Source organism: Nostoc sp. NMS7 (genome assembly GCF_017115085.1).
Lineage (GTDB): Bacteria > Cyanobacteriota > Cyanobacteriia > Cyanobacteriales > Nostocaceae > Nostoc.
Map to the genome: position 1 here is coordinate 1 of NZ_JABXKJ010000157.1, position 19388 is coordinate 19388.

General features: G+C 39.6%; 18 protein-coding genes and 1 pseudogene. 17 read left to right on the top strand and 2 right to left on the bottom strand.

Features of this window, described 5'->3' with window-relative positions:
• The 11 genes from HWQ38_RS16295 to HWQ38_RS16345 form a co-directional block, all read left to right on the top strand.
• On the top strand, positions 1-1180 hold a 1180-nt coding region (locus HWQ38_RS16295; protein WP_292795203.1), incomplete at its 5' end, for a hypothetical protein.
• Between the two features lie 40 nt (positions 1181-1220).
• On the top strand, positions 1221-2081 hold the full coding sequence (locus HWQ38_RS16300; RefSeq protein WP_292795204.1) for a hypothetical protein: 861 nt from the start codon (positions 1221-1223) through the stop codon (positions 2079-2081).
• Positions 2082-2353: 272 nt separating this feature from the next.
• Complete coding sequence (locus HWQ38_RS16305) at positions 2354-4264, top strand: VgrG-related protein (RefSeq protein WP_292795205.1); 1911 nt, start codon at positions 2354-2356, stop codon at positions 4262-4264.
• A 375-nt stretch (positions 4265-4639) separates the two neighbouring features.
• Positions 4640-5050: a GPW/gp25 family protein gene (locus tag HWQ38_RS16310; RefSeq protein WP_292795206.1), complete on the top strand. Its 411-nt coding sequence runs from the start codon at positions 4640-4642 to the stop codon at positions 5048-5050.
• A 340-nt stretch (positions 5051-5390) separates the two neighbouring features.
• Positions 5391-7592: a putative baseplate assembly protein gene (locus HWQ38_RS16315; protein WP_292795208.1), complete on the top strand. Its 2202-nt coding sequence runs from the start codon at positions 5391-5393 to the stop codon at positions 7590-7592.
• 66 nt (positions 7593-7658) lie between these two features.
• Positions 7659-8687, top strand: a complete 1029-nt coding sequence (locus tag HWQ38_RS16320; RefSeq protein WP_292795210.1) for a phage tail protein — start codon at positions 7659-7661, stop codon at positions 8685-8687.
• Between the two features lie 77 nt (positions 8688-8764).
• On the top strand, positions 8765-9964 hold the full coding sequence (locus tag HWQ38_RS16325) for a DUF4159 domain-containing protein (RefSeq protein WP_292795212.1): 1200 nt from the start codon (positions 8765-8767) through the stop codon (positions 9962-9964).
• A gap of 18 nt (positions 9965-9982) precedes the next feature.
• Positions 9983-10147, top strand: coding sequence for a hypothetical protein (locus HWQ38_RS16330; RefSeq protein ID WP_292795214.1), 165 nt, complete (start codon positions 9983-9985; stop codon positions 10145-10147).
• 92 nt (positions 10148-10239) lie between these two features.
• On the top strand, positions 10240-11865 hold the full coding sequence (locus HWQ38_RS16335; protein ID WP_292795215.1) for a protein kinase: 1626 nt from the start codon (positions 10240-10242) through the stop codon (positions 11863-11865).
• A 340-nt stretch (positions 11866-12205) separates the two neighbouring features.
• The gene (locus HWQ38_RS40470) at positions 12206-13573 is read left to right on the top strand and encodes a hypothetical protein (RefSeq protein WP_366933303.1); all 1368 of its coding nucleotides are present in this window, start codon (positions 12206-12208) and stop codon (positions 13571-13573) included.
• Between the two features lie 603 nt (positions 13574-14176).
• Complete coding sequence (locus HWQ38_RS16345) at positions 14177-16105, top strand: ATP-binding protein (RefSeq protein ID WP_292795217.1); 1929 nt, start codon at positions 14177-14179, stop codon at positions 16103-16105.
• A gap of 37 nt (positions 16106-16142) precedes the next feature.
• Here the strand turns inward: HWQ38_RS16345 and HWQ38_RS16350 are convergent, their stop codons facing one another.
• Together HWQ38_RS16350 and HWQ38_RS16355 are read right to left on the bottom strand one after the other, a co-directional pair.
• Entirely contained in the window at positions 16143-16604 is a 462-nt protein-coding gene (locus HWQ38_RS16350; RefSeq protein ID WP_292795219.1) for a type II toxin-antitoxin system VapC family toxin, read from the bottom strand.
• Positions 16605-16868 (bottom strand): hypothetical protein, encoded by a 264-nt coding sequence (locus tag HWQ38_RS16355; RefSeq protein ID WP_292795220.1) that lies wholly within the window; start codon positions 16866-16868, stop codon positions 16605-16607.
• 114 nt (positions 16869-16982) lie between these two features.
• Here HWQ38_RS16355 and HWQ38_RS16360 point away from each other — a divergent pair.
• From HWQ38_RS16360 to HWQ38_RS16385, 6 genes and pseudogenes are all read left to right on the top strand, one after another.
• Positions 16983-17297: pseudogene (locus tag HWQ38_RS16360) on the top strand (ATP-binding protein); the annotation flags it as partial.
• A 167-nt stretch (positions 17298-17464) separates the two neighbouring features.
• Entirely contained in the window at positions 17465-17764 is a 300-nt protein-coding gene (locus HWQ38_RS16365) for a hypothetical protein (RefSeq protein ID WP_292795222.1), read from the top strand.
• Positions 17765-17874: 110 nt separating this feature from the next.
• Positions 17875-18192, top strand: coding sequence for a type II toxin-antitoxin system VapC family toxin (locus HWQ38_RS16370; RefSeq protein ID WP_292795224.1), 318 nt, complete (start codon positions 17875-17877; stop codon positions 18190-18192).
• Entirely contained in the window at positions 18189-18365 is a 177-nt protein-coding gene (locus HWQ38_RS16375; protein WP_292795226.1) for a hypothetical protein, read from the top strand. The genes HWQ38_RS16370 and HWQ38_RS16375 overlap by 4 nt, the downstream gene beginning before the upstream one ends.
• Before the next feature lie 302 nt (positions 18366-18667).
• Positions 18668-19135: a DUF29 domain-containing protein gene (locus HWQ38_RS16380; RefSeq protein ID WP_292795265.1), complete on the top strand. Its 468-nt coding sequence runs from the start codon at positions 18668-18670 to the stop codon at positions 19133-19135.
• The gene (locus HWQ38_RS16385; RefSeq protein ID WP_292795228.1) at positions 19136-19309 is read left to right on the top strand and encodes a hypothetical protein; all 174 of its coding nucleotides are present in this window, start codon (positions 19136-19138) and stop codon (positions 19307-19309) included.
• The last annotated feature ends 79 nt before the right edge of the window (positions 19310-19388 follow it).

Genomic DNA, 19388 nt, shown 5'->3' on the forward strand with positions numbered 1-19388 from the left:
AGCATTAACTCCAACTTCGGAAGTTGAACCATTACAGCAAGCTGCAAACCAAACAATACCAAATATTGAAACAACGGCAAATGTTTCTGAGCATACAGCGTTAACTCCAACTTCGGAACTTGAACCATTACAGCAAGCTACAAACCAGACAATACCAAATATCGAAACAACGGCAAATGTTTCTAAACAAACAGCATTAACTCCAACTTCGGAAGTTGAACCATTACAGCAAGCTGCAAACCAAACATTTAACCCGACAGTACCAAATATCGAAACAACGACACCTGTTTCTGAACAAACAGCGTTAAGTCCAACTTCGGAAGTTGAACCATTACAGCAAGCTACAAACCAAAACAGTAACACGACAACACCAAACATCGAAACAACAGCGCCAGTTCCAGTTCAACCAACATCACCAAAAACTATTGACGTTGAACCATTACAGCCCGCAAAGAGAGACTTTGATCGTATAGCCACGCCTTTCAATGTGTCCCAAGATGATGCCACCAAGGGACAAGTAACGCAGTTAAAAGTTGACAATAATCAGCCAAAAGCAGCTTCAGACACAGTACCTGCTATGCTCAGACCTGAGAAGTTTGCAATTAATAAAGCTGATACACAAAAAAATCTTAATTTACTAGAACATCTTAACAAAGGTGGTACAGAAGAAAATATTGTACAAAGAAAAACTACTACTCAAAATAATTATTCATCGCCACCCTTAATTTTTAAAAAATCAAATTCTACTAATAAATTGTCTGATAATAATTCAGATACTCCTTCACAATGGTCAAGTATTGAAAATTTACTAAATATAAGTAATGATGACTCTAGTTTTACTAACTTTAGCAGTGAAACTGAAAGTGTGTATAATTCTCAAAAAAGCAACAAATATTTCCCTATTCAACAAAAAACTGCATATTCCCATAAAGCAATTGATGATAATCAAGATAAAACTTTACCCAGCGATATATCTACTGATATAAAACTATTCACGGAAACTATAAAAAACTCGTTTGATGATTCAGCTAATTCAAATAATTCAAATTTAGCTAATTCAAAAGAAGATGATGAAATTGCTCTCGAAGCGCTTGCTCGTGAAGTTTATACTAGATTACGACAACAGCTAGAAATTGAGAAAGAACGTCAAGGTACTTTTACAGGCCGTTTACCCTGGTAATACGATTTTCGTATTTTAGATTTTAGGAGATAATATTCATATGCCAAGTCCTTCTGTAATCAGTCCTAAAAAACTCAAGCCTCAACTCGAGAAAGCTAAACTCGAAGCTTATAACGGAGAGGCAGAGGATATTGAGTTAATGTTTAACCCTAGTGAAATCAGCTTTTCTCGAACTGTTAACTGGCAAAAACATCCTGGCAATAGAGGAAAAAGTTTACTGCCTAAGATTAACTTCTCAGGTGTTGAGCCTTATCAATTTACACTTAAACAATTAATCTTCGATACCTATGAAACAAAAGAGTCAGTCATGAAATATATAGATATTATTAAAATGGGTGTTGAATCTATTGGAAAAGAAGCAGACAAACGTCCTCCAGTTTATACATTTAAATGGAAGGATGAATATTTTTACTGTGTAATGAATAGTCTAACCTATACCCTAAATATGTTTCTCACTGATGGGACACCAGTCAGAGCAATGGTAGATATTTCATTGCAAGAAGTAGATAAACATAACCTCCCAGGAGGACCTGAATCTGCTTCTCAGGGAGAGGCGCGACAAAATAGCCCTCAAGCTGCACCTCTTTTCAACGACACCCCGAATCAACCAGGTGGAAATCAGAATCAAGGAGGCGGAAATCAGAATCAACCAGGTGGAAATCAGAATCAAGGAGGCGGAAATCAGAATCAACCAGGTGGAAATCAGAATCAAGGAGGCGGAAATCAGAATCAACCAGGTGGAAATCAGAATCAAGGAGGCGGAAATCAGAATCAACCAGGTGGAAATCAGAATCAAGGAGGCGGAAATCAGAATCAAGGAGGCAAAGGGAACCAGAATCAAGGAGGTGGAAATCAGAATTCAGGAGGCAAAGGAGGCAAAGGAGGCAAAGGAGGCAAATAAGTACCTGCACACAATTAAATATAAAATGTCCCCCGCAAGGAGGAACGACGTACTATAAGCAGAACCCGTTCCCCGTTCCCCGAAGAGGTTGCCGCAGGCTAGGGGTGAAGGAAGGCTAGGGTAGTAACCGCCGGGACTTAAGATTGCTTCATTCCTCGCAATGACAAAATGTATATTTATTTATGCCTGTCTACTTAAAGTATAAATAACATCACGTTGGAGTTATCTAACCTTCGCTTTTTTCAACATTCTTTAGAATTTTAAAGTTAATTATGGCAGAACAAAGTCTTTATTTATCTCAACCTCTAGTCGAAATAGGAGGAGATCCAGCAGATCCTAAATTAATCAAGGATTTATTGCAAATTACCATTGAAGAAAGTTTGCACTTGCCAGCAATGTTTACATTGGTAGTTCACAATAGCTATCTGCCTACCAATAATAATCAATCGGAATACCAACCCTGGCGTCACGAAAAGGTGTTTGAAATCGGTAAAAAAGTCAAATTAGGGTTTAGTTCCAGTACTACTCAAGACGATCCTTTTAAAAATCCTAAAAAAGGCCATTTAATTGAAGGTGAAATTACAGCAATTGAAGTTCATTTTAATGATAAATCTGAGGCGCCTATAATTGTTCGTGGTTACGATATCTCGCATCGACTGCATAGAGGGCGTCAAAATCGCTCTTTTTTGAATAATACCGATAGCGATATAGTACGCAAAATTGCTCAAGAAGTAGGTATACAGTTTGGAAAAATAGACGAGAGTGGCGAAGCTCATGAGTATATTTTTCAAGAAAATCAAACTAATATGGAGTTTTTGCGAGAAAGAGCTGCTCGTATTGGTTTTGAACTTTTTATTGAAGAAGGTAAAATAAACTTTCGTAAACCAGAAGCTCAAGAAGCTGTAATACTGAAATGGCTAGACCAAATTAGTAGTTTCAGTACTCGCGTTACCAGTGCAGAACAAGTGAGTGCAGTTGAAGTGCGTAGTTGGGACTACACTCAGAAAAAGTTAATTGCCTTCAAGGCTCAATCAGAGAAAGTAATAACTGATACTGGAAATAAAAAAGGAAGTAATAGTAGTAACAAGTTCAACATTAGTAAACCTCCGCTAATGACTGTTGTAGATAAACCTGTTTTTAGTGCCAAAGAAGCTGAGGTAATGGCTCAAGCTTTATGTGATGAATTAGGGGGAGAATTTGTCTATGCAGATGCAAAAGCAGAAGGTAATCCTTATATTCGACCGGGTAGGTTTGTAAATCTAGAAAAAATGGGCGATCGCTTTAGTGGTAAGTATTATATTACGGAAACACGTCACTTTTATAGCCAGCGAGTTTATACTACAGAATTTAGCGTTCGAGGTTTGCGTTCTGGTAATTTATACAACTCAATATCGCCACAAACACGTTTACAACCAGGCCAAACATTTTTAGTCGGAATTGTTACCAATAATCAAGATCCCAAAGGATTGAGTCGAGTTAAAGTTAAGTTTCCTACCCTTACCGAAGAACATGAAAGTTACTGGGCAAGAGTCGTATCAACAGGTGCGGGTTCTGGTCGTGGAACTGACTGGTTACCAGAAATTAACGATGAAGTGCTAGTTGGTTTTGAACATGGTGATATTCATCGACCTTATATTATTGGTGCAGTTTGGAACGGGAAAGATGCACCACCAACTTCTATAAATGACAGTGTAGTTGGTGGTCGAGTTCGTTTACGAACCTTTAAAACCCGTGTTGGACATCAATTACAGTTTGTAGATGAAGATAAAGCCATTAGTAACACAGGTGTATATATTGAGACAAAAGGTAGGCATAAAATTAGTGTTAACGACACTAAAAAGTTTATAGAAATAGAAACATCAGGAGGACAGAAAATACTTATTAATGACCTGACTGGTACTATCAGTATCAAAGCAAACGCCACTATTAGTAATACTGCTACAGCTTCTATTTCCTCCACAGCCTCATCCATTAGTTCAACAGCAGGCGTCAGTATGAGCATGAATTCACTTGGCCCGATGAGTATGACAGCAGGTGCCGCTATAAATATGACCGCAGGTGGTGCTATCACAATTACTACACCCGGCCTTTTGGCGATTACTGCTGGAACTATGACACTAACTAGTACTTTGGGGCCAATTACAATGACTACACCAATAACAGGCCCTAAACCAATTCTATAAACAAGGGGAAAGGTATTTCCTTTAGGGACTTCCAAGAAATAAATTACCCAAATAAACGTAGATGCGGAGCGGCTTGCCGCAGGCTACCACTCCAGACACAGCGAAAAGTCGGAGCGGAAAATGCGGTCTTGGGGTCTCCCCAAGAGGAGCAATTTTCCAAGAGAGCGCCGGCTTCCGGCGATCTGAACTTTTCAAGACAGAGAACACAGAGGAATAAGGAGGAGAGAGTTTTTTCGCCAGTTTTTTGGGTATTTTTTTATTTGGAAGTCCCTTATCCTTTACCCTTTAGTTGAAACTCGACCTTTGGCGAATAGGTTTATATCTTCTGCCCCAATATTTTGGATATATATGGTATCTACTGCGGAGGGTGTCCAAATGCGAGACCCATATGGTCAGCAGCGAGAATATTTAGGGAGGGGTTGGGCTTTTCCACTGCAATTAAATTTGCAGGGCGGAGTCAAGTTTAGCAGTGAGGATGAGAAAGTCAAAGAGTCTATATGGATTATTCTTCGTACCAGCTTAGGTGAACGGGTGTATCGACCGAACTTTGGGTGTCGGTTGTCAGAATTGGCGTTTGCTCCCTTGAATAGTGATACCTTACTGCAAATTCGTATATATGTAACAGAGGCTTTGGAAGTTTGGGAACCACGTATCATTCTTAATGATGTTCGCGCTGACCCTGACCCAATACACGGCAGAGTAGATATTATTATCAAATACAAACTCAAAGATTATCCTGACGTTTACAGCTTTGTTTATCCTTTTTATTTGGTTTCGGGGGAGTAGGGGCGGGTTAACTAGATTTGAAATTCAGTTTTAAGATATCAGTGAAACCGCCCCTACGGTAATCCCAAATTATGTAGGGGCGGGCAAGGATGCCATGCGTGTCAACTTAAGCCTTGGCGAATAGAATTCGCGGCTACACAAACGAAGTCCACCTCCGTGGACTAATACAAAATCAAGGATTCTTAACCCACGTTCGCCCTTGGCGTTCCGCAGGAAAGGTGGGTAAAGCCTCGTTTAGACGCGGTTTCTAACCGCCCTTTTAACGTTAAGTTGACACCAATGGCAAGGATGCCCACGCCACAAGATTAATAATCCAAAATCCAAAATCTAAAATAAAACTGTGGAATTTGACTTTTTACCAAAATTACCTTCTTCAAATTTGGATGACCGCACCTTCGACGATTTGGTGGAAGAGTGCATTATGCGTATTCCTCGCTACTGTCCTGAATGGACAGATCATAATCTAAGTGACCCTGGAATTACGCTGGTTGAATTGTTTGCTTGGTTAACCGACCAAATGCTACTTAGGTTTAATCAAGTCCCGCGTAAAAATTATGTTGCTTTCTTAGAATTATTAGGTATCAGACTCCAACCACCTGCTCCAGCCCGCACGGAGTTAACTTTTTATTTAAGTTCTGATTTGCCGGAAACTTATACAATTCCAGAAGGAATTGAGGTTTCAACGGTACGAACTGAAACAACAGAAGCTATTACTTTTAGTACTGATTGTCCTTTAGTTATTGCAAAACCCCGTTTACAACATGTTTTAACAGCGTTGACTGTAGAAGAAATTCCCCAATCTTTAAGAGAAAGAGTAACTAATACCTGGAACCGTCAATCTGATGCTTTCTGGGAAGGTAGCGAACAACCGATATTTGAAGAGGAACCATCACCAGGGAACTGTTTTTACTTAGTTATTAATTCGGTTGACCCTCTCGATGGCAATGTTTTAGAAATTACTATTCAAGCAGCATCTGCAACACCTACTGGTATCAATCCTAACCAACCACCGCGTCGTTGGGAAGCTTGGGATGGGGATAAGTGGCAAAGTGTTCTTATGAAAGAAGTAGACGATAAAACACGGGGTTTTAGTTTTTACGAAATTGCCCAACAAGGTAGCAATCCAGAGCAAGGAACAGAAATACGGTTGCATTTACCGCAAAACTGGCCTGTAACTAACTTTATATCTTATCGAGGTCGCTGGATTCGCTGCGTGCTTACTCAATTGGGCACAAATGATTCTGGTTATAATCGTCCTCCACGAATTGCTGGTTTGGGAGTCCGTGCAGTTGGTGGTACAGTCCGTGCGAGTCAAAATAATTTAATTGAAGATGAACGTTTGGGCCTTAGTAATGGCAAACCAGGACAAATTTTTCAACTTCAGCAACCACCAATATTGGAACGCCGAGAGAATGAGTATATTATAGTTATCCCTCCAGGGAGTTTACCTCAAAAATGGCAAGAAGTTCGAGATTTTGCCGATTCCACTTCAGAAAGTTTTCACTACACAATAGATTCGATTAACGGTACAGTTCAGTTTGGCCCATTAATTCGGGAACCGAGTCAACTTAAAAGTCAAACAGAAGTTCGCTCGCGCATCCAGCAACCAAGACCTGAAGATGCATTTGTTGAAGTCAGCGATCTAGACAACAGTACTCTCGAACATCAGTACGGAGCAATCCCTGGACGTGGCGCCGAAATTAGAATGGTAAGTTACCGTACAGGAGGAGGTAGACAAGGCAATGTTCAAGTTAATTCGCTACAATTTTTAAAATCTGCTGTTCCTTATGTTGCTTCTGTGATCAACCATAAAGGTGCCATTAATGGAGCAGATGCAGAGTCACTCGAACAAGCAGTAATTAAGGCACCGCAAATTTTACGTTCCCGTGACCGTGCAGTTACAGTTGAAGATTTTGAAGTATTAGCCCAACAAGCGGGTCGAGGAGCAATTGCTCGCGTTCGCTGTTTACCAGCCGATGCAAATCGACAAGCCGGTACAGTCAGCTTATTGATAGTACCCAATTACAACACAGATGCGATCGCGCAAGGACAAGGTTTATCTCCCGATCAATTCGACCTTAGTCCAGCACTTCAAGAACAAGTTTTGCGCTATTTAGATGAAAGAAGATTATTAGGAGTGCAAGTTCAACTACAACAACCGGAATATATCGGTGTTTGTGTCCAAAGTGAAATCGGTTTAGAACCAGCTTATGATAACCCTCTAGCCCGTGAAGAAATTCTGCGTTCTATCCGAATATCGCTGTATAAATTTTTAAATCCCTTAACTGGAGGTACTGAAGGAAAAGGCTGGGTATTCGGGCGCCCACTTTACGAATCAGATATTGTGGCATTGCTGCAACAAGCTAGCGGTGTCCGTTATCTCGGACCGGTTCTACTATTTCCTATACGCAAACAAGGTGACACATGGAGGCGCCAGCCATCACCGGAGCGCGTAATTGACCCAGGAGTACAAGGTTTAATTTGTTCTTGGGCTGATAATAACTTGCGCTCCAATCACGTAGTTAATATTCTTAATCGTTAGTAAAGACGCGATATATCAAAAATATATCAAAACGCAATATATTGCGTCTCCACATTTAGTATTACTATGATTCAAAGTCGTTCTACTTCTAAAGTCAAAATAGACTTAATCCCAATGCAGATTCCCGAAGCACTACCGGGAGTAGCTTTGGCCTTTACAGGGGCAGAAAGTTTTGATTTCACTGCTGGGCACAGTTTGTTACTACATCCTGGACAACCCAGCGAAATGATTGTGCAAGTGCAAAACTTGACGGCAAATCCTTTACGGTTGGACTTGAAAGTAAAAGGTGACTTTCCTCAAGAGTGGTGTCAAATTGGTACAGAAGGTTCTGAAATTGCACCTAGAGATACTATGCAAGCTGTGCTTTATTTTCAAGTTCCTGCCACCTTTTTTGAAGATCGCTCTGCAATCATCCCAGGAAAAAAAGATAGATTAGACCTTAACTTTGGGTGTTCAGTTCATTTATATCTAGACCCTGGTACAGAACAACAAAAAATCGAGACAAGCGACGAATTTAATATATGTATACGACCTTGGTCTAAGTATATGGAATTTTTGCCGTTTTTATATCGTGAAGTAGACTTTATTGGTCGCTTCATAAATATATTTGAACAAGCTTATCAACCAGCTATTGATAGCTTTAATACGATGTGGGCGAACCTTGATCCTTTGACGGCACCGCAAGCATTGTTACCATTTTTGGCTCACTGGGTTGGTTGGAAATTTGATTCAGCATGGGATCTCCAACAGGAGCGTCGGTTAATTCGTAGAGCAGTTGAGTTATATCGATGGCGAGGAACTCGTAAAGGGTTGCGTCTTTATTTACATTTGTATACAGGGCTACCATTAGATGAAAATATACCAAACGAAAATGATAAACACATTAGTATTACAGAACCTTTTGGTAATAGTTTTACTCTCAATGAAGCAGTACTTGGAAATGCTGTGTTAGGAGGAGGAAGATCATATCATTTTGTAGTGTGTTTGCGACCAAAAGAATCAAATACTATACACGAAGCACTTGTAAGAAGAATTATCGAACAAGAAAAACCCGCTTTCTGTACATATGAATTATCTATAGAAGGGACAGGTTGACATTGTTAGCAGTATCTCTATTGTCATTCTGATCCTATTAAATACTCCTCTACGATAATCCCAGCTCTTAACTAATTATGTCTCACCCTTTTCCACCTCCACCAATTCAACCTTTTGAGCGTTTACAAGCTTCCGACGGTTTACTTATAAATGCTGAACGCTGGCGGAAAGCACATAATTACCACCGCACGCGACAAAATACTCATTATCAATGTTTAAACCAACCGGGAATTGTTTGCGGTTTAGGTGTGCGAGATATTGAGACACCGAGTAAAGTCGAAGCTAAATATCGAGATGGACGCTGGTTACAAATTCAACCTGGTATTGCTATAGATTTGGCTGGTAATTTAATTGTTGTGCCGACATCTTACGACTTTCCAATTGATTTGGAAGTGGCAAGTAGTGAGCCGCTTATGGTCTACTTAACAGTTAGTTATATTGACCCGGAAGAACTGCGATCGCGCGAATCGAGAGATACTGTCCGCGAAACTTATCGGTTTGACCAAAGAAATTCAACACTAGATATTTCCGAAATAGAAATTTGTCGTATTCTTTTGCAGCCAGGACAAAAAGATATTACTCAACCTGCTGATGTATTTTTTCCTGGTTATAATAATGTCAATTTACGTTACCGACGTCAGGCGCAAGCGCGACCTCAAGCAATTGTACGCCTGGCGCAAGTAACCCATAGTGACCCTGGATGCGATCGCAATTTTTTTAATTTATCTTACTTGTTACAATCTATTGAGCCTTTGTACTCTTATTTACAAGGAACTGAAGAAGCAGGACAGGTTACTTTATCAGAGAATATTCGAGAATACGACTTACTTTATCTCACTGGACAACAAGCTTTATCCTTCAATAATGTCGAGTTAGAATCTCTGAAAAAATATCTCAATTCAGGTGGAGTACTTTTAGTTGATGCACCTAGAGATGCAACTCCTTTAATAGAAAGTACTTATTCTCTAGCTGAACAGTTAAAAAATCCTTTAAAACCTTTAGCAGAATTACGAAGCGACCACCCCTTGAGAGCGCAACCTTTTTTGTTTGCGGCTTTACCAATAGTAAATCAACGACCAGTTGAAATATCAACTGCGGGAGGAATTATTTTAATCATTGGTGATTTAGCATCCGCTTGGGGATTAGATAAAAACCTTACCCTACCTAGACTTGCTATTCGCACCGCGCAAGAATTAGGTATTAATATTCTTGCTTTTGCTTGGAGGCGCCGCCAGTTAATCGGTTTGCAGCAAGAAGACGACACTGGAAAGTGGTAGCTGTTTACATCTTGTGGAATGGGCAGGAAAGCCCATCCCATAATATCAGGACTTACTCGCTGGGTACAAATTGCCAAAATCAGCAGACTGAAAACTTTTGCGATGCCTTCTCTACGAGAGGCTTCTCTTTCAGAGATGCTAACGCGAACGCCAACAACAGGCGTAGCCATCGTCAAAAAATAGTAGTGTATGATATAGTTTTTTCGGAAGCCTAAAAAGTTGATTTTTTTTGGCAAAATCAAAATATCATCTCTCTTTACTTATGGTTAAATCCAATGTTTCCCAGTCATATTCTCCGCAATCGCTATAAAATAATCAAGCTATTGGGAAGCGGTAGCTTCGGAATCACCTATTTAGCTGAAGATTTAGATTTACCTGACCATCCTCTGTGTGTTGTCAAAAATCTTCGGCAAAGGCAAAGCCCAGAAGAGTTACAAATCTTTATTAATTTTTTTAACAAGGAAGCGAAAGCTTTATACCGCTTAGGTCGTGAGTACAGTCAAATTCCACAACTTTTTGCCCACTTTGAAGAAGAGGGTGAATTTTATCTAGTACAAGAATATATTGATGGACATGATTTGAGCCAGGAAATTTTCTCTGGTAATAAGTTAAGTGAAGCTAAGGTAAAACAGCTTTTAAAAGAAATATTAGAAGTATTAACAATTATTCATAATCAAAATATCATTCATCGAGACATAAAAGCACAAAACTTAATGCGCCGTAATAGTGATGGCAAAATAGTATTAATAGACTTTGGATCTGTCAAGGAAATTAGCAAATTAACAGTTAATCCTCAAGAAGTAACCAACATCTCTATTGTTATTGGCACATCTGGCTATATGCCTAACGAACAGTTAAATGGGTATCCCAAGTTATCCAGTGATGTTTATGCAGTGGGAATGTTGGGAATTTACGCTTTAACTGGGATTAGACCCCAAGAACTACCGAAAAATCCAGACAGTTTTGAGGTAATTTGGCGAGATCGGGTTTCGGTTAGCCCCTTTCTAGCAAATGTGTTAGATAAAATGGTACGTTCTAACTTTAAGGAACGCTATCAAACAGCAGGTGAGGCGTTGCAAGCCCTAACGGCATTATCATCTGAACCCAGACAACTGACACTACCGCCTTTATCAATTTCACCACCATCACATTTTTTTGTAGGAAACCAGAGACTTTTGATTGGCGTCGGAGTCGTAGTGAGTCTACTTTTTGGGATAGGATTATTATTTATAAATTTTTTAAGACAACCCACACCTAATTCGGAACAAGCCACACTCGTTCCAAAACAATCATTACCTGATGCGGGACAACTTATACCCCAGCCAAGGTTGACAACGCCAAAAATACCAAATTCGGGACAACCTACACCTAATTCGGAACAACCCCCACTCGATCCAAAACAACCATTACCTGATGCGGGACAACTTACACCCCAACCAGGGTTGACAAAGCCAAAAATACCAGTTACAAAACAACCTAGAACTGATGCGGAAAAATGCCCAGAACCTGTACCTATAGTCCCAAATACTCGACCCAATTGGGTAGATCAGAAAAATCATATTAAATATTATGGAGAACTAGAAAATGGACAGCCCAACGGTTGTGGAACTTACATTTTTGCAAATGGTAATAAATATGAAGGAAAAATCAAAGAAGGTAAATATAATGGGATAGGAACCTTCATATTTCAAAATGGAAATCGCTATGTAGGTCAGTTCAATAATAATTCTTACGAAGGTGCAGGTAAATTGATTTACAAAAATGGTTGTCAGTATATAGGTGAATTCAAGCAAAGTAGATTTGATGGTCAAGGAACCTGCATATCTCAGAATGGCGTCCATGAAAGTGGAATTTGGCATCAGGGAAAATTGGAAGCAAAAAATCAGACTTGCTGCAACTAGTGTGTGGCTTCAGAAGTCGATTTTATAGCTAATTACCACTAATTATTTATCATAAAATCCGAGCCAAGTTGATGTTATTTTTAACTTTTTGTTCTGCCTAGTAGCGTGGGCAATGCCCAGCCTAATTAAAATTTCTCATGATTTAGGATTCCTATATTTTTGAAGAAGTTGTTATTAATAATATCAATTAAAGATTGTAAATTGACTTAATTATGAGCATATAGAACTACTGCCATTTGCGTTCTAGCTGTTTCTCGTGCTTTTCTTCTGCCTTCAATTAAGAACCGATAATCAGCATATTACATCTATGCTAGGTATTGATATTTTAGAGGAGTGGACAATGAATCAAAAATCATTTATCAAACTGATATTGCTAGTTTCTAAAGCTTATTTAGTTGCTATTAGCAGCTTCGTTATTGCTTTAGAACCATATTTACAGGTGTCTTTAGCCCAACCTCAGCCAGATGCACCACCAACATCAAAACCAACCCCAACTGTCCCACCAGATACAACACCAACACCAACACCAACACCAACACCAACACCCGATATAAGTCCAACTACCCCACTAGATACAACACCAACACCAACACCAACACCCGATATAAGTCCAACTACCCCACCAGATACAACACCAACACCCGATATAAGTCCAACTACCCCACCAGATATAAGTCCAACTGTCCCACCAGATACAACACCAACACCAACACCCGATATAAGTCCAACTACCCCACCAGATACAACACCAACACCAGATATAAGCCCAACTACCCCACAAGATATAAGCCCAACTACCCCACCAGATACAACACCAACACCAACACCAGTTATCCCGCGAGATATAACACCAACACCAACCCCAGTTATCCCACGAGATACAACACCAACACCAACCCCAGTTATCCCACGAGATACAACACCAACACCAACCCCAGTTATCCCACGAGATACAACACCAACACCAACCCCAGTTATCCCACGAGATACAACACCAACACCAACCCCAGTTATCCCACGAGATACAACACCAACACCAACCCCAGTTATCCCACGAGATACAACACCAACACCAACACCAACACCAGTTATCCCACGAGATATAACACCAACACCAACCCCAGTTATCCCGCGAGATACAACACCAACACTAACCCCAGTTATCCCGCGAGATACAACACCAACACTAACCCCAGTTATTCCGCGAGATACAACACCAACACTAACCCCAGTTATCCCACGAGATATAACACCAACACCAACCCCAGTTATCCCGCGAGATACAACACAGGATGAGACAATGCCTACTCGTAACTATATCGGGGTCGGTGGTAATTTTGGATTGAGTGGAGATACTGCTTTAGGTGAAAATGCTTTTACTATCTATAGTAAAATTGGTTTAACAAATAACTTCTCTTTTCGTCCTGCTGCTGCGATTAGTGACAAAGCTGTATTTCTTATACCTGTAACAATTGACTTTCCAGTGGAATCAATCACGGATTTGGGAGAATCCCAAATAATTGCAGTTCCTTATATAGGAGGGGGAGCAGCAATTTCCACAAGTGAAGGTAGTTCCGTAGGATTTCTTCTTACGGGTGGTGTGGATGTGCCTGTATCACCTAAATTTACCGCAACTGCTGGAGTAAATGTTGACTTTATTGATAAAACTGATGTTGGGCTACTGTTAGGAATTGGTTACAACTTTTAAAATTTAGAGTTGATTTATAAAGTAAACATTAAGCCTGTGCAGGTTGGCTTCCTCTGTATGGAACCCAATATGTGAATGTGTTGGGTTCCTAGAACACCAATTCAGTAAGGAAAGGAAGAACCTCTCCCCCAACCCCTCTCCGAAACGGCTACGGTGTATACACAAGTCTCTCTTGATGCAATTTACGGTTTATCGAATAGCCCAAAGAAACCTCAAAGATTGGTTCTGCTACGCAAAACCTGTCCCTCTCCGTGAGTTCGGAGAGGGATTCAAGTCAGGACTTTTTGAGGTTTTGTTTTGGCTAAAATCCGATCAAAATAATAATCATAGACTAAAGTCGAATAAGCCAGGAATGTATTTTCTCTTATGCTTATCTTAAGATCCTAGGATAATAATCCATCAAAACTAGTGATCTGTGCAATTAATTTCCCGTTTACGCAGAGACGTTATATGTGGCGTTCTCTACAACGGTTTCTAGGTTGCTATCAGTATATTTTTATACTTAAATGGTAGATAAGGATGAGCGCAACGACTACCACCAATCAGAACGTTGATAATCATGCGTATATGACGGTAGTCTTAAGCCAGCTTAGGGAGACTTTGGTGAAGCATGCTGATCCAAGTTTGCTGGAGGAAGATATCATACATGAGAAAAGTCCGATCGCTTCATATTTAATAGATTCGATTACATCCCCTGAACCTTCTGCGTTAAATAGACTCTGTGTCACTTTTGGTTTAAGTGATTTTGAACGGAATTTACTGTTGTTATGTGCTGGTGTAGAACTTGATGCCAGTTTTCCAATACTTTGCGCTGCTGCTTGTGGAAATGCACAGCGTACTTATCCCACTTTTGCTTTGGCGATGACTGTGTTAGAAGGTATGCACTGGGATGCTTTTACTCCCGCAGGTGCGCTACGCAGGTGGAAATTAATCGAAGTGGGTTCTGGAAGTGAGCTGATGAGTAGTCCTTTGCGGATTGATGAGCGGATACTGCATTATTTAATGGGTGTACAGCATTTAGATGACCGTTTGTTGGGGATAGTCGAACCTGTAACAGTGATTCCAGATTTAGTACCCTCTCATACGCAAATCTCAGAAAAAATGGTAGCTGCTTGGTGGGTAGAGATTCATGATTTTCTCAAGCTGCCAATATTACAGTTATGTGGAAATGAGGTAGCTAGTAAACGTCCAATTGCGGCTCTAGCTTGTCACTATTTGGAATTAAACTTATACGCAATTGCTGCTCATGCTTTGCCAACAACTCCTAGTGATCTCAAGCAATTTAAATTACTTTGGGAGCGGGAAGTGTCACTAGCTAATTGCGCGTTGTTAATTGACTGCGATGATTTAGAAGGTGGAGATACAGGAAAAGAAGGAACAATTACGTATTTATGCGAATGGATGCGTTCTCCGGTAATTATTACTACTACCGAACGCAAGCGATCGCGATTAAGGCCGTTACTAGTTTTCGACATCGAACGTCCGACAACAAAGGAACAGTACACTATTTGGGAGCAAGCATTGGATCATACATCTGAATTGATTAATGTTCAAGTAGATAATTTAGTGTCTCAATTCAATCTCAGTGTTCCGGTAATTCAAGCAGCTTGTTCTCAAGCTAGCGTTCAGTGGCGTCAAATAGAGGAGTCAGAAGTTACAGAATTAACAGAAGATTTTAATCATCTTCTTTGGAATACTTGCCGCGCGCAAGCTCGTCCGAAATTAGATGATTTAGCACAGCGAATTGATTGTGCAGCGAACTGGGAGGATTTGGTATTGCCAGAATCTCAGTTACAAGTTCTTAGAGATGTTGCCATGCAAGTTAAGCAACGAGCAAAAGTCTACGATCGCTGGGGTTTTGGAGGCAAAAGCAAGCGAGGATTGGGAATAAGCGCTTTGTTTGCTGGTGTCAGTGGTACAGGTAAAACAATGGCAGCAGAAGTACTCGCGCGGGAATTGCAATTAGATTTATACCGGATTGATTTAAGTGCAGTAATTAGTAAGTATATTGGGGAGACAGAGAAAAATCTTGGTAGAGTATTTGATGCGGCAGAGTTGGGAGGTGTAGTATTACTATTTGATGAAGCCGATGCTTTATTTGGTAAACGCAGTGAAGTTAAAGATTCCCACGATCGCCACGCCAATGTCGAGGTAAGCTATTTACTACAGCGTATGGAAAGTTACCGAGGACTTTCTGTATTAACAACTAACTTAAAAAGTTCATTAGACCAAGCATTTCTTCGTCGTATTCGCTTTATTACTCAGTTTCCTTTCCCAGATTCAACTCAAAGGGCAGAGATTTGGCGGCGGATTTTCCCAAAGTCTACACCTACAGAAGGTTTAGATTATCAAAAGTTAGGACAGTTGAATGTTGCAGGAGGTAATATTCGCAGCATTGCATTGAATGCAGCATTCTTAGCAGCAGATGCTAACGACGCAGTAACAATGTATTATATGTTGCAGGCAGCTAAAAGCGAGTATATCAAATTAGAGCGATCGCTTACAGATACTGAGGTTAAAGGATGGGTTTAATCATTGATTAATTCTGAATATTAAGGTAATTACTATTTTACTGGTAATTATTTGGATTCTCAACTAGAAAGTTTTCTTCTAATGCCGCTATATTCAACTCTTTATCAGCTGACACAAACGTTAAAGATATATTATTAGTTAAACATAGTGCATTGATTGCACAAGCTGCCGCAAGTTGAACTGCATCATAGCCTCGTAAACTATAAGTTTCAGCCAGTATCATTCCTGACGCAATAATATTGTTTGTGATTTCAACAATTTGATAATCAACCTGATAATCATTACGGAATTGGTTGCACAATATTGTTGTATTTGCGGGACTTATACTTCCACCTCTTGACCTTCGTGCAATTGCTGCAATTATTTCAACACCTGTAATGGCTGCAATAAATATTTTGTTGTTTGACTTAGAATTAAATAGTCCCAAAACCCAAGCAGAGCCAACTTCATTCACATAACGTTTGACAATGACACTGCTATCGATGAAATAAACCGTCATCTAACGTCGTTCCTCGATAATTGTTTCAGAGAGCGGCTTTCCCTGCACCTCTATTAACTCCTCCCTGTTAACATGGCGGTAAGTAGGTTGCTTTATTTGTTTGACCAGTCCAGATTCTAACAATGCCTGCTCGAATGCAGTTTGTTCAGCAGTTTGCGTTTTCACAACAAGGCGGTGCTTAACTGCTCGATCGAGTTGATGTAATTCTTCTGTTTCAAGCTCTTGAAGTTGGCTGATAATTTTCTGAAGGATTGCTTGAGTCATAAACTTTTATTTTTACAATTGTGAATTTTTTAATTCTAATCATTTCTAATCATTATAATATAGCATTTCGCTCCAGAGCGATGGTATTCTCTTTGGTGGGAAGGCAAGTTTTCAAGTTCATTAGACCAAGCATTTCTTCGTCGTATTCGCTTTATTACCCAGTTTCCTTTCCCAGATTCGACTCAAAGGGCAGAAATTTGGCGGCGGATTTTCCCAAAGTCTACACCTACAGAAGGTTTACATTATCAAAAGTTAGGACAGTTGAATGTCGCAGGAGGTAATATTCGCAGCATTGCATTGAATGCAGCATTCTTAGCAGCAGATGCTAACGACGCAGTAACAATGTATTATATGTTGCAGGCAGCTAAAAGCGAGTATATCAAATTAGAGCGATCGCTCACGGATACTGAGGTCAAAGGTTGGGTTTGAGCTTCTAGTTTGGGTATTGTTTTATTTGCAAGTCCCTTATGCAGGAGTACTATCCCGAATCCACAGGTAAAATCCCTTAGCATCTGCCCAACCTAGTTTTTATGAAAATCCAAATATAATTAAAATAAACTGAAAATGCAAATAAAACATTAGTAAAGGTAAATACTGTGGATAATTGGAACATTTTATTAGAAAGTACAGCCGATGGCTCTACTGTAGCTACTGTCCTAGAAATTCCTGATTGCCAAACTACAGATGAAACTAAACAAGGCGCAGTTGAGAAAGTTCAGCAGCTATTACAGAAACGTCTAGCCAAAGCGGAAATTATTAAAATTCTGATGCCAGTTCAAGCATCTACCTCAGATCACCCTTTGATGAAATTTGCTGGAATTTTTAAAGATGATCCAGATTTTATGGAAATCATCAAAGAAATAAGAGCAGAACGCGAACAAGACAGCGATATATGAGCTTCTGGATTCTCGATACTGACCACACCTGATTGTTTCTAGCTGGAAATAAGCCAATAATTTCCTCTGTTGCAAAACATCCTAATGATGTAGCAATCACCGTAATTACCGTGCAAGAGCTATTTAATGGTTGGGTTGGGAGATTAAATGACCCTGCACAAACGTCGAAGCTTATTTACCTTTACACCAAGCTGTGGGAAACCACAGAGTTTTTCAAAGTGATAACCGTTTTCAACTTTGGTAAAAATGCCGAAAACTGCTACCAAATCTTACGGCAAAACTCCAAGGCTCTAGCAAAAAAGAAAATTGAAAAAGACTTACGTATTGCGTCTATAGCTCTGGCTCTTGACGCAATACGTAAGTCACACGCAATGTACAAAGACTTTTCCCAAATTCCAAACCTCAAGATAAAAAATTGGGAAGAGTGAAAGTTAGTTTGTTGAATGTCGCAGGAGGTAATATTCGCAGTATTGCCATGAATGCTGCATTTTTAGCAGCAGATGCTAACAATGCAGTAACAATGTATTATATGTTGCAGGCAGCTAAGAGCGAGTATATCAAATTAGAGCGATCGCTCACTGATACTGAGGTTAAGGGATAGGTTTGACCTCCGTATCGGTGAGTGGAGGCTCAAATTTTTCCGACTCGCTGCTTTGGCAATCTTTTCTATACTGATAATTATCGACTGAAGGGAGCGATCGCACTGCATTAAGCCAATCGACGATGCTCTTAGCTTCAGCGCTATTTGGCAGAACGCACTGTACACCAAAACCTTAGACTGGCCGTAATGGTCACTCCTGTTTTCCCCTAGCCCAATCAATAAGCGATCGCTCTACAAATAAGAATACACTAATATAAGCTATGCTTAGCCTAATCAAGTCAGATTTAAGTCAAGGAGGTTTTATGCAAAGAGTTAACTCTAATTTGAGTTTAAAAAATCTTTATGAAATTGATGAGCATCTCTGGTTAGAGGAAACAATCAAGCTATTGAAAACTAACCATTTAGAAGAATTAGATTTAGAAAATTTAATTGAGGAACTAGAAAATTTGGGTCGTCGAGACAAAGCTAAGGTGGCGAGTTTACTAGAACAAGTTATTAGACATCTTTTGCTTCTGCAATATTGGCAAGAAGAATATCAATTGAATTCGGGACATTGGAAAGCAGAAGTTAGAAGTTTTAGAAATCAATTAAAACGAAATTTGACAACGAATTTATATCAATATTTAGAAAAGGAATTAGCATCTATTTATGATGATGCCTTAGGATATGTCATAGAAAAAACAGAGGGCAAACTAGATAACTTACCTCAAAATTGCATATATACATTAGACCAGTTACTTGATATTAATTATCTACCTAAAAACCTGTAGGTGGGTGGGAAAATTTATAAATATGTCATTGCGAGTGAAACGGAGTGTAACGAAGCAATCACAACAGATGCTAACGACGCAGTAACAATGTATTATATGTTGCAGGCAGCTAAAAGCGAGTATATCAAATTAGAGCGATCGCTCACAGATACCGAGGTTAAGGGATGGGTTTGATCTTGATTGTGGATTTTTAATTAATATTTTCTAATTTATTTATCTATTCAATTAAATGTAGAGATAAATAATTAACTTT

Bases quoted from the DNA above. Each gene is read 5' to 3' on its own strand.
- HWQ38_RS16300 (WP_292795204.1), top strand. From the start codon at position 1,221: ATGCCAAGTCCTTCTGTAATCAGTCCTAAAAAACTCAAGCCTCAACTC.
- HWQ38_RS16355 (WP_292795220.1), bottom strand. From the start codon at position 16,868: ATGACTCAAGCAATCCTTCAGAAAATTATCAGCCAACTTCAAGAGCTT.
- HWQ38_RS16325 (WP_292795212.1), top strand. From the start codon at position 8,765: ATGTCTCACCCTTTTCCACCTCCACCAATTCAACCTTTTGAGCGTTTA.
- HWQ38_RS40470 (WP_366933303.1), top strand. From the start codon at position 12,206: ATGAATCAAAAATCATTTATCAAACTGATATTGCTAGTTTCTAAAGCT.
- HWQ38_RS16305 (WP_292795205.1), top strand. From the start codon at position 2,354: ATGGCAGAACAAAGTCTTTATTTATCTCAACCTCTAGTCGAAATAGGA.
- HWQ38_RS16330 (WP_292795214.1), top strand. From the start codon at position 9,983: ATGGGCAGGAAAGCCCATCCCATAATATCAGGACTTACTCGCTGGGTA.
- HWQ38_RS16310 (WP_292795206.1), top strand. From the start codon at position 4,640: ATGCGAGACCCATATGGTCAGCAGCGAGAATATTTAGGGAGGGGTTGG.
- HWQ38_RS16335 (WP_292795215.1), top strand. From the start codon at position 10,240: ATGTTTCCCAGTCATATTCTCCGCAATCGCTATAAAATAATCAAGCTA.
- HWQ38_RS16320 (WP_292795210.1), top strand. From the start codon at position 7,659: ATGATTCAAAGTCGTTCTACTTCTAAAGTCAAAATAGACTTAATCCCA.
- HWQ38_RS16380 (WP_292795265.1), top strand. From the start codon at position 18,668: ATGCAAAGAGTTAACTCTAATTTGAGTTTAAAAAATCTTTATGAAATT.
- HWQ38_RS16350 (WP_292795219.1), bottom strand. From the start codon at position 16,604: ATGACGGTTTATTTCATCGATAGCAGTGTCATTGTCAAACGTTATGTG.